13 protein-coding genes are annotated in these 12,563 nt (G+C 67.4%); 1 reads left to right on the top strand and 12 read right to left on the bottom strand.

Translation table 11 applies throughout. The annotated features are described in order from the left end of the window. Nucleotides 1-28: 28 nt before the first annotated feature. The 11 genes from ACIG5A_RS28730 to ACIG5A_RS28680 all read right to left on the bottom strand — a co-directional run bounded on the left by ACIG5A_RS28730 (nt 29) and on the right by ACIG5A_RS28680 (nt 9,853). A complete protein-coding gene (locus ACIG5A_RS28730; protein WP_397245492.1) occupies nt 29-1,591 on the bottom strand; it encodes a hypothetical protein in 1,563 nt (520 codons plus the stop codon). Beyond that, the gene (locus ACIG5A_RS28725) at nt 1,588-1,890 is read right to left on the bottom strand and encodes a hypothetical protein (protein WP_397245490.1); all 303 of its coding nucleotides are present in this window, start codon (nt 1,888-1,890) and stop codon (nt 1,588-1,590) included. The genes ACIG5A_RS28730 and ACIG5A_RS28725 overlap by 4 nt, the downstream gene beginning before the upstream one ends. A 50-nt stretch (nt 1,891-1,940) precedes the next feature. After that, nucleotides 1,941-2,393, bottom strand: coding sequence for a hypothetical protein (locus ACIG5A_RS28720; protein ID WP_397245488.1), 453 nt, complete (start codon nt 2,391-2,393; stop codon nt 1,941-1,943). A 46-nt stretch (nt 2,394-2,439) separates the two neighbouring features. Next, nucleotides 2,440-2,844 (bottom strand): DUF4440 domain-containing protein, encoded by a 405-nt coding sequence (locus tag ACIG5A_RS28715; RefSeq protein WP_397245486.1) that lies wholly within the window; start codon nt 2,842-2,844, stop codon nt 2,440-2,442. A 211-nt stretch (nt 2,845-3,055) separates the two neighbouring features. Beyond that, nucleotides 3,056-3,880, bottom strand: a complete 825-nt coding sequence (gene trpA / locus ACIG5A_RS28710) for a tryptophan synthase subunit alpha (protein WP_397245484.1) — start codon at nt 3,878-3,880, stop codon at nt 3,056-3,058. Beyond that, nucleotides 3,877-5,121 (bottom strand): tryptophan synthase subunit beta, encoded by a 1,245-nt coding sequence (gene trpB, locus ACIG5A_RS28705; protein ID WP_397245482.1) that lies wholly within the window; start codon nt 5,119-5,121, stop codon nt 3,877-3,879. Before trpB ends, trpA begins: the two co-directional genes overlap by 4 nt. A 108-nt stretch (nt 5,122-5,229) precedes the next feature. Beyond that, the gene (gene trpM / locus ACIG5A_RS28700) at nt 5,230-5,391 is read right to left on the bottom strand and encodes a tryptophan biosynthesis modulator TrpM (protein WP_397245480.1); all 162 of its coding nucleotides are present in this window, start codon (nt 5,389-5,391) and stop codon (nt 5,230-5,232) included. Nucleotides 5,392-5,415: 24 nt separating this feature from the next. Then, a complete protein-coding gene (locus tag ACIG5A_RS28695; protein ID WP_397245477.1) occupies nt 5,416-6,588 on the bottom strand; it encodes a serine hydrolase domain-containing protein in 1,173 nt (390 codons plus the stop codon). Nucleotides 6,589-6,778: 190 nt separating this feature from the next. Beyond that, entirely contained in the window at nt 6,779-7,798 is a 1,020-nt protein-coding gene (locus ACIG5A_RS28690) for a methyltransferase (protein ID WP_397245475.1), read from the bottom strand. Continuing rightward, the gene (locus ACIG5A_RS28685) at nt 7,795-8,913 is read right to left on the bottom strand and encodes an aminotransferase class V-fold PLP-dependent enzyme (RefSeq protein WP_397245473.1); all 1,119 of its coding nucleotides are present in this window, start codon (nt 8,911-8,913) and stop codon (nt 7,795-7,797) included. Before ACIG5A_RS28685 ends, ACIG5A_RS28690 begins: the two co-directional genes overlap by 4 nt. Before the next feature lie 109 nt (nt 8,914-9,022). Further along, nucleotides 9,023-9,853 carry a mycofactocin-coupled SDR family oxidoreductase gene (locus ACIG5A_RS28680; protein WP_397245471.1) on the bottom strand — a complete coding sequence of 277 codons (831 nt, stop codon included), beginning with the start codon at nt 9,851-9,853 and terminating at the stop codon, nt 9,023-9,025. Between the two features lie 191 nt (nt 9,854-10,044). Here ACIG5A_RS28680 and ACIG5A_RS28675 point away from each other — a divergent pair, with 191 nt between their 5' ends. Next, complete coding sequence (locus tag ACIG5A_RS28675; protein ID WP_397245469.1) at nt 10,045-11,754, top strand: DUF3556 domain-containing protein; 1,710 nt, start codon at nt 10,045-10,047, stop codon at nt 11,752-11,754. On the opposite strand, the gene ACIG5A_RS28670 is transcribed toward ACIG5A_RS28675, so the two are convergent. Next, nucleotides 11,715-12,551, bottom strand: coding sequence for a tryptophan 2,3-dioxygenase family protein (locus ACIG5A_RS28670; protein WP_397245467.1), 837 nt, complete (start codon nt 12,549-12,551; stop codon nt 11,715-11,717). The two genes, ACIG5A_RS28675 and ACIG5A_RS28670, sit on opposite strands and share 40 nt — an antisense overlap. Between the last annotated feature and the right edge of the window lie 12 nt (nt 12,552-12,563).

The raw sequence follows: 12,563 nt of genomic DNA, 5'->3' as shown, positions 1-12,563 counted from the left end.
CACCCTGATCGGATACGCTGCTGCGCGGTCAATCCGGCCATATGGTGTCGTCGGCGAGGCTGCGGAGCAGGCGGTCGAACAGGGCGGTGCCTTCGACGACGACTCTGAGCTGTCCGGCGTACTCCGGAGGTATCGCGGCAGCGCAAGCCACCGCTGCTTCGAAGGCGGTGCGGCCGATGACCACTGCACGTTCGAGGACGAATCCTGGTCGCAGGGGCAGGGACGCCTCGTAGAAGGCCTCGAACAGCGGGACGGTCTCGAACAGGAAGATGGTGAAGCCGTGCCGGGTCTGGAGGCCGAACGGGGCGGTGGCGCCGTCCGGCTCGCGGACCCACAGGGCCAGGAAGTGACGGTCGGCGGGGATCTCCGATCCGAGGCACACTTCGCGGAGTGCCTCGATATCCGGATCTTCGACCTGCAGGGCGGCCGCGAGGTCCAGGAAGGGTTGGATCTGCATGCCCGACACGACATCCGGTGGCGTGCTGATCAGGCGGTCCATCAGTCCGCGTTCCCGCTCGGCGGGAAACATGGCCTGCCGCATCGCTCGGGAAATCCCGCGCTCGCAGGCGTCGTTGACGGCTGACTTCTCGACGCGCCGCCGGATGGTGTCGTAGATTTCTTCGGCCGCGGCACCGGAATCGGCGATGCTCCCGGCCAGGTAGGTGGCGATCACCTGGGCTCTGACCAGATAGGAGTTCCCTGCCCACGGGTCGGCGCGAAGCCGGTCCTCCATAGCTCCCGCGGCCATTGCCGCTGTGACGCAACGGTTCAGCATCGTCAACGCGGCGAACATCTCGAGAATGACGCAGGCGTGGTCGACGTAGTCGAAGTCGCGCTTGCCTTCCTCGCTCACCACGGCGGTGGTCGCCAGGATCAGCGTGCGGACGGCGAACAGGTCGGCGTCGATCTCCTCGCGCAGCACCGCGGTATCCAGCGAATGCGCGATCCCCGAATTCTTCAGCCGGTCGTTGATCTGGCGGCTGAGCGCGGGGTCCGCGACCATGTCGAGTACGTCAGCGACGCTTTCCTCGATGAGATCGTCGGGTACCGCGCCCGACCACCCGTGCTCGTAGGCATGCACGTGGCCGATCTCGTGGAGCAGTCCGAAGAACCACACGGTCATGTAGATCTCGTTCCTCGGCGTGTTTTCGAGTTCCAGCACCGTCATCGGCATCAGCTGAATGCCCGATGGGATGAGCAGAGACCGGGCGATCAGGTAGCTCGCCGCCACTGGATCGCCGTGCGACAGGGTGAGTTCCGCGATGAACTGGAGCGCGAATCGTTCGGCGAGCAACTCGATGTCACTCGCCGCCGAGTGAAGTCGTCGCAGCGACAGCAGTTGCGCCGACGCCGTCAGGAACCGGGTGCTGAACGTGATCGGCGCCGGCATGAGACCGGGCAGGCTGAACATCTCGGGTGCACCGCCCTCCACCCAGTAGATCGCCACCTCCCGGGCCAGCTCGCGTTCGGCCGTCTCCAAGGCGACGACCATGGGCGTGCGGTGGTCGCGTGACATCCGGGAGAACAGCGCATCCGGTGGCAGGTGGTCTCTGATCAAGACGTCCAGGATGGACGGGTCCAGCTCGGTCACTGCCCGCGCGTTCGCAGCACCTCGATCAACTCGGCGACGTCCTCGGGGCTCGGATTGGAGATCGTCACATCGCCGAAGGTGAATTCACCAACCTGCTTGCGGGTCAAGAGATCTCGCAGCGAATTCAGGATCGCCGGCGCCGATTGCACGGCCACGCCCGCCACGAGCACCCATGTCGTCGCGGCCGCACCGTCGATATTGCGCCGCGGTGATCGCTGAGCGGTGATGTCGTTGGCGCGCAGACGCGCATCGACCTCGTCCGCCACTTCGGCCCCGCAGGTAATGATCAGCGTCTCCATATTGCGAATCCTATTGTCCGCCAAGCCGTCGGCGGGGCCGAATGGCCGGGTCAGGAGACGAACGTCGCGCCGGTGACGGCGACCTCGGCATAGCTGTCGTACCAGCCGTTCCAGGTGTCGGCGACGTGGATCTGGATGCCGTGGCCGGTGGCGGGCCCCGCGGTGATCAGCCAGAGGCCGTTGCCGTAGCCGCGCGCTGTGCTCGCGCTGCCGTCCGACCACGCGAACTCCGCGGCGCTGGTAGCGCCGGGCGCGTTCCAGGGGATGGTCACGCTGAACCGTCCGGCGTCGATGCCGGGCAGCAGCGCGCTGACGCACCCGCGCAGGGTGGCATCGCGACGGATGTTCTGGCCCGCGCTACCGGTGCCGGGGACCAATCGGCCGGTCATCATGCTGCCCTCGCGGCAGCCGTCGCCCGGCGGATCGGCGCTCCCCTGCGGCGCGCCGAACATGGATATCGCGCACGCCACCGCCGCTACCAGGGCGGTTCGACGAACAGACACGGCGCCACCTCCTACGACGAGGACAGTCCGACGATATCCGACCTGCTCAGTGTGCCGCGGCGGTCTCGTGGACACTGCGCCAGCGCAGCCCGTTCCTGGCTCGCGGATCGGGTAGCAGCACGGCGGTCGTCAGGCGCGTTGCCGGGCCGTCGGGGCGGTGATGAACTTCCGCGAACCGTGCCACCACGCAGTCCGGCGACTCGTGCAGAACCACCACGTCGACGATGTCGATGCTGAGACCGGGCATGGCGTTACCCGCATCGCGCAGCCCATCGAGCAGTTGCTCGTGCGACGCGATCGCACCGGCCATGACGACCATGGAGAAGTCGGGATGCAGCTGCGCCTCGAACAGGTCGAGCGCGTCCGACGCATCCGGCGCCCCCAGCCAGCGGGCCAGATCGGTGTGCAGCGTCCGTATCTCGGCGACGATCGTGTCGTGGCTGATGCTCATCGCCCGGAAACTATCAGCCGGCGCGGTCGGCCAACCGCCGACTCGCCCGAATCACACCGCACGGCATCATTTCAGAGCCACTGGTCACGCTGAGCGCGGCACCATCCCTCGAAGCAGTCACAACGCGGCGCCGTTCCTCGAGGCAGTAGCACCCGCCGGTTCCGGATGCCGAACCGCCGTAGTCGCGGTACGACATCCGGAATACCTCCGGCTACGTGAGCGCGTGCTTACGGCGCACGCTGTCGGCGAGTTCGCCCGTGAGTGCCCGCAGGGACACCAAACCCGCGGTCTCGTCGGGCGCATCGAGCATCGCCCGCACGAAAGCGGTGCCGACGATCACACCGTCCGCGAACTCCGCTATCCGCCTGGCCTGTTCGGCGTTCGAGACGCCGATGCCGACACAGACCGGGAGCTCGGTGGCCGCCCTGATCCGGCGTACCAGGGCATTCGCCGCGTCGCCGACGGAGGCGCCGGAACCGGTGACACCCATCAACGCGGAGGCGTAGACGAATCCCGAAGCGACCGCCGCGATTTCGTGCAGCCGCTCGTCGGTACTGCTCGGCGCGACCACGAAGACGGTGGCAAGGCCGTGTGCGGCGGCCTGCCCGCGCCACCGGGCGGACTCCTGGACCGGCAGGTCGGGCAGGATGCATCCCGCGCCGCCCGCCGCGGCGAGCTCGGCGGCGAAGCGCTCGGCACCGTAGCGGTCGATCGGATTCCAGTACGACATCACCATGACCGGTTTGCCGGTGGCCCGGTATGTTTCGCGCACCGTGCGGATCACGTCCGCGATCCTGGTGCCACCACGCAGCGCGATGTCGGCCGCGGTCTGGATAACCGGCCCGTCCAGCACCGGATCACTGTGCGGCAGGCCGACTTCGACGATATCGGCGCCGCTGTGCACGACCGCCGCCAGCGCGGCGATACCGCCGTCGACGGTCGGGAATCCGGCGGGCAGATAGGCGATGAGCGCGGCCCTGCCCTGTTCCTTCGCCGCGGCGAGGGTGTCGTTCAGCAGGCGGATGTTCCCGTTCACTCGACGGCCTCCTTCGCGGCATCACGAGTGCCGAAATAGTCGGCGGCCGTGAGCATGTCCTTGTCCCCGCGCCCGGACAGGTTGACCAGGATCACCCCGTCGCGCCCGAGTTCCCGCCCTATCTCGAGCGCACCCGCCAGCGCGTGCGCGCTCTCGATCGCGGGAATGATGCCCTCGGTCACCGAGAGCAGCCGAAAGGCGTGCATCGCAGCGTCATCGGTGATCGGCCGGTACTCGCCGCGGCCGATATCGTGCAGATAGGAATGCTCCGGACCGACGCCGGGATAGTCGAGCCCCGCCGAGATCGAATGGGCCTCGGTGATCTGCCCCTCGTCGTCCTGCAGGACATACGACCGCGAACCGTGCAGGATCCCCGGCTCCCCCGCCGACAGCGAGGCCGCGTGCTTATCGGTGTGCACGCCGTGCCCCGCGGCCTCGCAGCCGATCAGGCGGACCTGCGCGTCGTCGAGGAAGGCGTGGAACAGCCCGATCGCATTCGACCCGCCACCGACGCACGCGACGGCCGCATCGGGCAGCCGCCCCACCCGCTCCAGCAGCTGACGGCGCGATTCGACCCCGATCACCCGCTGGAAATCACGGATCATCGCCGGAAACGGATGCGGCCCGGCGACGGTGCCGAAGATGTAGTGCGTATCCGCGACGTTGGCGACCCAGTCACGGAACGTCTCGTTGATCGCGTCTTTCAGCGTCCGTGAACCGGAGGTGACCGGAATAACGTGCGCACCAAGCATTTTCATCCGGGCGACATTCAGCGCCTGCCGCTCGATATCCACCTCGCCCATATAGATGACGCATTCCAGCCCGAACAGCGCGCACGCCGTCGCGGTCGCGACCCCGTGCGATCCGGCGCCGGTCTCCGCGATCACCCGGGACTTGCCCATGCGCTTGGTGAGCATGGCCTGCCCGAGCACGTTGTTGACCTTGTGCGAGCCGGTGTGATTCAGGTCTTCACGCTTGAGGAACACCCGCGCTCCACCGGCGTGCTCGGCGAACCGGGGTGCCTCGGTGAGCGCGCTCGGCCGCCCCGCGTAGTTGGCGAGCAACCCTTCGAACTCCGCGACGAAATCCGGGTCGACCTTGGCTTTCGCATAGGCGGCGGCGACCTCGTCCACCGCCGCGACGAGCGCCTCGGGAATGAACTTGCCGCCGAACGCGCCGAAATACCCTTCGACGCTAGGGATCTGCCCCTCCGGGGCCGGACTGAACAACTCACTGGACATGTCGGACACGCTCCTGAACCGGGGCGGACACCCCGGCGGTCTGGCTTGTGATGGTCACGAGAAACGCGTCAACGCGCCGAGAACTCTCGGCGATTCAGCGGAAACGACTCACACGGAGACGACGCGCGACGCGCGAAGCCATCGCATCCCGTTGACCTGACCGGGCTCGGAGCCGATCACGTACCGCACCCGCCTGCCACGCACCCGGCGCGCGGGCGCCCGGCAGCCGCGCGGGCGGCAACCTGGGGCGAGACGAGCGGCAATCGGCACATCCGAATTCTATCCGACCGTGCTTCAGTCCGTGGCGCAGAGGGCGGTGTCGACAACCTTCGTGACGTCCGCCGAAGCCTCCGGCGCCTCGGGGACCTCGGTGACGATCACGGTGACCGACCGGCCGTCGGCGGTGACGCCACCGCGGGTCTCGAATCCGTCGATATCGCCGCCGTGGCCCCAGCTCTCCTTGCCGCAGGACAATTCGCTGCGCATGAAACCAAGCCCGTAGCCGAGAGGAGGTCCCGAAACCGGCAAGGCCATAGTCTTTTTCATCTCGGACAGCTGTGCGGGCGGCAGCAGCTTCCCGTCGAGGAGTGCGGTGAAGAAGCGGTTGAGGTCCGCGCCGGTCGCGACCATCGCGCCCGCAGCGCCCGCCCCCGATACGTTCATCATCGTGTAATCGACTCGCTTGCCGCCGATCTCGGCGTAGCCGACGGGATGCGGTCCGCGGATATCGGTTTCGCCGGGATCCGGGTAGTAGGTGTCGCGTAGGCCGAGCGGCTCGATGATGCGGCGGGTGATCTGCGCGCCGACCGACTCTCCGGTGATCTTCTCGATCACCATCCCCGCGACGGCGTAGTTGGTGTTCGAATACGCCCACCGCGCACCGGGTTCGAAATCGGCGGGCATGGTCAGCGCGTTGCGCACCACCTCGGCGGTGTCCACCGTTACCCAGCGCGCCGCCTGGAAATCGAGCTGGCCGGGTTTGGCGGGCGCGCCGTTCTCCGCCGCGTATTCGGGCAGTCCGCTGGTGTGCTGCAGCAGATTCCGGATCGTGATCCGGTTACCGTCGATCCCCGGCCCGTGCACGACGCCCGGCAGATATCGCTCCACCGGCGCGTCCAGGTCGACCTCGCCCTCCGCCACGAGTTGCAGCATCACCGTCGCCACATACGTTTTGGTGTTGCTGCCGATCCGCACCCTGGCATCGTCCGGGACAGGTGTACCGCGCTCGAGGTCACCGACTCCGGCGCTGGCGGTCCAGACCTGGCCACGATCGGTGACCACGACCTGGGCGCCGGGCAGGTGATGGTCCTTGATCAGCTGCTTCAATGCCTCGACGACCCTTACCCGGCCCGCATCGACCGGCTCGGCTCGATCGTTCTCCCCGGAATCACACGATGCCAGTGCGGCAACCAGCGCCCCGGTGACCACCGCGACGGCCAGCGATCGATGACATCCCCTGATGCGCAAAACACTTCCTCTCTGTTGCGGACTCATTCACGCTACGAAGAACTCGGCATCCCTTTCGATCAGGCGAACCCCCGTCTTCGCGGTGGTGCCAGCCCCACCATCGATACGGAAATTCGGTCGAGTGGCAGCGGCGGCGCCTTCACGAGACGAGTGCGGCCGTAGCCGCCGAACTGGCCGGGCTTTTCGCCGTTCAGGACTTCGTGGCGACCACGATCTCGAACGGCCCCGGCAGCACGTCGACATCACGGAAGCCCACCTCGCCGAGCAGCCTGATGTAGTCGGCCACCTCACGCAGCATGCTCGAACAGCTGTCGACACCGATCAGGAAGTACGACCAGAAGAACTGCCGCGCAAGGCGTTCGGCGTCGCGGAACTCCTCGCAGATGACGACCCGCCCGCCCGGTTCGAGCGCCTCGTACGCCTTCGCCAGCAGCTCGCGCGCCTGCGGCGGCTGCCAGTCGTGCAGTACGCGAACGAAAGAGAGGACGTCGTAGCCGCCGGGCAACGGTTCGGCGAAGAAGTCACCACCGACGAAGCCGAGGCGGTCACCGCAGCCGGATTCCTCGCGCAGATCGTCCACCAGCGACCGCAGCGCGGGCAGGTTGTAGACATCGGCGCGCAGTTTCGGGTTGTCCTGCAACAGATGTGCGGCCAGCGTCCCGTCACCGCCGCCGACGTCGAGCAATCGCACGTCACCGTCGCCGCGCCACAGTGCGCCGGCATGCGCGATGAAAGCCTCGGCGATAGGGCCGATTCCGGCCGCCATGCTGCGTTCGAAGCCCGCGATCCGCTCGATGCTGTCGAGCGGCCAGGTGAATGCCTCCCGCGGCATTTCGCGTACACCGCTGAGCACCTCGGGGAGTTTCCCGTACAGCGTTCGCCACGGATACGTGTCCCGGTCCCGCTCGAGCGAACCAGGACCGAGGACGTCCATCGCCGCGGCACGCGCGCCCGCGATCGCCCGATATTCGGTGTCCCGCAAGGCATCCGCAGGACTCCTGGTGACGAAGCCGAGGCATTCGAGACAGTCCAGCAGCTTGTACAAGCGCATCGGCACCAGCTCGAACCGATCGGCGAGCGCCCCCAGCGTCGCGGGCCCGCCGTCCAGCGCGTCGAGCATCCCCATCTCCAGCGCGGTCCGCACGACGTCGATGGCCTTGTCCCCGTTGAACAGCAGGCTCAGCAGCGCCCTCGGCGACACGCCGATCATCCCAGCGCCTTCCGTTCGGCGATCACCGCGTCCATGAAGGCGTCCACCTCGTCGACGGTGTTGTAGATATGCGGCGCCACCCGTATCCCGTCGCGCCAGCTGCAGATCATCCCGCGCTCGATCAGGCGCTTCTTCACCACCTCGTCGCCGGAAAAGTGCAGCGTGACAACCCCGCCGCGCTGTCCGGGCGCGACCGGAGTGCGCACCGGGATCCCCGCCGCACCGGCCCGGTCGAGGATGCGGTCGGTGCACAGCAGCGAATGCGTGCGGATCGTCCGCACCCCCACCTGAGCGAGCAGGTCGAGACCGACGCGCGACATCATGGCGGTCAGCGGCATCGGCGTGCCACCGGCCAGCCGCCGCGCGTCCGGCGCCCAATCCTCGGCGGGCCGGAACGTCAGCGGGTCGCGGCCCGCGAACCATCCGGTGGCCGCGGGCCGCAGCATCGGCAGCAGGTCCTGGCGCGCGTACAGGAACGCGGTATGCGCACCGCACAACCACTTCCCCGCGCCGCCGAGCACGAAATCCACGCCGAGCGCCCGCAGGTTCAGCGGATACACGCCGACCGTCTGGAAGGCGTCCACGATGACCAGTGCGCCCATCCGATGTGCCCGCGCGACGATCCGCTCCAGATCGAGGATCGCCCCGGTGGTGTAACTGCCGTGCGCGACACAGACGAGCAGCGCGCGCTCGTCGATCGCCGACACCACCGCCTCGGTGTCATACTCGACCACCACAGGTTCCGCGCCATACCTCGTGAAGCCCTGCCACAGGAACGGCACCGTGGGGAACTCACGGTCGGTGGTGATCACCCTGGTCCGCTCGCCGCCGAAGTCGAAGCAGGTGGCGAGCCTGCCGAGCAACGTGGTCAGGTTCGTATCGGTAACCACCGTTCCCGCTGGGGCGCCGAGGAATTCGGCGAGGACGCGGTGATAGTCGTCCAGTTCCGCCAGCCAGCCGTCCCACACGTCGTCGCGCCAGTCGCGCACCGTATCCCAATACCGGTTCAGCACCTGCGCCACCCCGCTCGGCATCGCACCGGTCGAGTTGCTGTTCAGATAGACGCAGTTCGCCAGCACCGGAAACTGCGCGCGGAGCGCTTCGATCCCATCCATCGCGCCGCCTCCCCCCAAAGTAGACAAGCCAGAACAACCGAAATCGCCAGTGCCACAGTGACATACCGGATCCGCGCGATCCATGGACCGGTTCATTCAGTGAAACGGCTCAGGTGGTTCCCGCGCTCATCCCGCCGGAGATCGTGATCGCCTCGCCGTTGAAATGCCGTCCGTACTCGCCGACCAGCAGGAGCACGGCCTGGGAAACCTCCTCCGGCACAATCAGATCCCCGTTCGGCGGCGCCTTGGCGAACATGGCCTCCACATCCTCCAGCGTGGGATTCTCGATATCGGGCACCATGGCGGGGAACATCGCCGGATTCATGATCATCGGGGTGCGCACGCCGCCGGGCAGCACCGCGTTGACCGTGATGCCGTGCGGAACCAGCTCCAGCGCCAGCGTTTTGACCAAACCGATCACACCCCACTTCGCCGCCACATAGTTCCCCGCACCCGCGGCCCCCATCCGGCCGACGATGGACGAGGTGGCGACGATCCGGCCCGACCGGCGCGCGATCATATGCGGCACCACGGCGCGGAAGCTGTGGAAGATGCCGGTCAGATCGACGTCGATCGTGTCCTGCCACATCCGCTCGTCCATCTCGGCGATGGGCGCGCCGGAGGCGATGCCCGCGTTGGCGAGCAGGATGTCGATCCGGCCGAATTCGGCGACCGCGCGTTCGGCGACCGCGTCCATCTCCGAGCGGCTGCGCACGTCGGCCTTGATCGCGACGCAGCGCCGCCCGGTCTCCTCGACCAGTTCGGCGGTCTCGGCGAGGTCGTCGTCGGTGCCGAGCGGATACGGCACGCTGGCGATCGGCGCCGCGATATCGCAGATCACGATATCGGCGCCTTCGGCGGCCAGTGTCATGGCGTGCGATCGCCCCTGCCCGCGCGCACCGCCGGTGATCACCGCGACCTGATCGTCCAGCTTTCCCATCCGTGTCCCCTCTCACTGGATATTCCGGCGGTCCCATGGTTTCACGATCGGACGCACGCGCGGGGCAAATTGCCTGCGAACCCGTGCCCACTGGCCGGGACGCGGGATTGACGGCGCCTACCGTGCGTGTCACCGTGTCGAGCAATCTCGGGTGCGGGCGTGCCCGGAATTCGCCGGATCGGAGTGTGGCCATGGGGTTTCTCGAACCCGAACTACCCGTGGTCGATCTGACGGAATGGCGCAAAGGCACGCGCGGCGAACGGATTCGGCCGATGGCCAGGCACTGGGCCGAGGTGGGTTTCGGCACCCCCGTCGTGCTGCATCTGTTCTACGTGGGCAAAGTGTGCGTCTATATTCTCGGCGGCTGGCTGATCGCGCTGGCCACCAAGGGAATCGATGGATTCACCGAAGTCGGCTCCTGGTGGTCGGAGCCGATCGTCTTCCAGAAGATCGTGCTGTACACCCTGCTTTTCGAGGTGGCCGGGCTCGGCTGCGGGTTCGGTCCGCTCAACAACAGGTTCTTTCCGCCGCTCGGCTCGATCCTGTATTGGTTGCGGCCCAGCACGATTCGGCTGCCGCCCTGGCCGTCGCGCATTCCGCTGACCAAGGGCACCGCGCGCACGCCGATCGATATCGCACTGTATGCCGCACTGCTGGTGGCGATCCCGATCGCGCTACTGTCCGACGGCACCGGTCCCACATCGGCTTCGACGGTCGGCCTGCTGCCCGTGTGGCAGATCGCGGTCGTACTCGGCCTGCTCGCGGTGCTCGGGCTGCGCGACAAGGTGATCTTCCTGGCCGCGCGCGGCGAGGTATACGCCACCCTGACCGTGACCTTCCTCTTCGCCGGCGCCGATATGGTCGTCGCCGCGAAGCTGGTGTTCGTGGTGATCTGGATGGGCGCGGCGGTCTCCAAGTTGAACAGGCACTTCCCGTTCGTGGTGTCCACGATGATGTCCAACAGCCCGGTCTTCCGGGGAAAGTCGCTCAAGCGCATGTTCTTCGCGAACTTCCCCGACGATCTGCGGCCCGGCCGCCCGGCGCACCTGTTGGCGCACGCCGCTACGGCCGTCGAGCTGTGTAGCCCGTTGGTGCTGTTCTTTTCCCACGGCGGCTGGCCGACGGCGATCGCCGCGTGCGCGATGATCTGCTTCCATCTGGCGATCCTGACCGCCATCCCGATGGGTGTACCACTGGAGTGGAACGTCTTCATGATCTTCGGCGTGCTCACGCTTTTCGTCGCTCATGCCGATCTCGGCCTCGCCGACCTGGCCGAGCCCGTCCCTGTCGCGCTCCTGTTCCTGCTCGTCGCGGGCATCGTCATCGCGGGAAACCTTTTCCCACAGAAGATTTCGTTCCTGCCGGGCATGCGGTACTACGCGGGCAACTGGGACACCACGCTGTGGTGCGTGAAACCCGCCGCCGCGGCGAAGATCAGCGCGGGCATCGTCGCGGTCGCGAGCATGCCGCAGGCCCAGCTGGAGCGGTTCTACGGCAAGGATCGCGCCGAGATCCCGATGTATCTCGGCTACGCCTTCCGCGCCATGAACACCCATGGCCGTGCGCTGTTCACCCTCGTGCACCGGGCCATGCCGCCCGGGCACGAGGACGATTACGTCATCACCGACGGCGAGCGCATCTGCGGCACCGCCGTCGGCTGGAACTTCGGCGACGGCCACATGCACAACGAACAGCTCATCGCCGCGCTGCAGGAACGCTGCGGGTTCGCACCGGGCGAGGTGCGCATCGTGCTGCTCGACGCCCAGCCGATCCACCGGCAGACGCAGCAGTACCGCCTCGTCGACGCCGCCACCGGCGAATTCGAGCGGGGCTTCGTCCGCGTCGCCGATATGGTGACCCGTCAGCCCTGGGACGACGACGTGCCCGTGCATCCCGCGTGAGCTTTGCGCGCCGCGCCCGGCGCGTAACCGCCCTCGCGCCGCCAGCCCGCGGTCAGCTCGTCCCTGAGCTGCCACAGCGAACGGAACAGCGGTTTGGTCATCCGGCCCGTCAGCACCCTGGTCGGCACGCCGTCCAGGGCGTTCACCCCGTGGCCGATCCCGATCGTCCTGCGCACCATCATGAAATGGCCGACCAGCCACAGCTGGAACCGCTCGTCGAATTCCACCAGCAGCTCGCAGACGCGCTTGAGGTCGTGCGGCGGCACCGCCCACTGGGCGTAGACGTCGACGACACGGATGCCGCGGCGATCGAGCAGCCGATCCAGCGCCGCGGCGACCTGGTCGGCCGCGGTGAGCACCGCGTTGTAGCCCGGTGATTCCTGGCCGCTACCGTTGCCGAGGCTGCGCCGGATGACCTGATAGGTATCCGGTGTCATGGTCTCCAGCACCCGCAGTTCCCCGGCCAGGCACTCGGCGATCCGGATCACCCGGTCCAGCCGTGCCGACGCTTCCCACAGCGCGTCGCGGTCCAATTCGCCGACCACCCCGGCGAGTTCATGGGACAGCAGCTTGAGCCAGACCTCCTGGGCCTGGTGGACGATCTGGAACATCAGCTCGTCCGGATCGGTGAGCTGCCCGATCTCCGTCTGCAGTGACAGCAGCTCGCCGGTGCGGACATAGACCTCGTAATCGGTGGTCCCAGCCCCGACCCAGGTCTTGAGTACCGCGTTGAACATCGGCTTCGCCAGCGCTTCGCGTAGCTGGTCGGCCGCGGTGTTGCCCCCCGTTGTCGACAAGGATGTCGCCTC

The organism is Nocardia sp. NPDC052566, assembly GCF_044547285.1.
Taxonomy (GTDB): Bacteria; Actinomycetota; Actinomycetes; order Mycobacteriales; family Mycobacteriaceae; genus Nocardia.
Note: the sequence above shows the minus strand (reverse complement) of the source record. Positions and strands in the feature narration are given on the sequence as shown.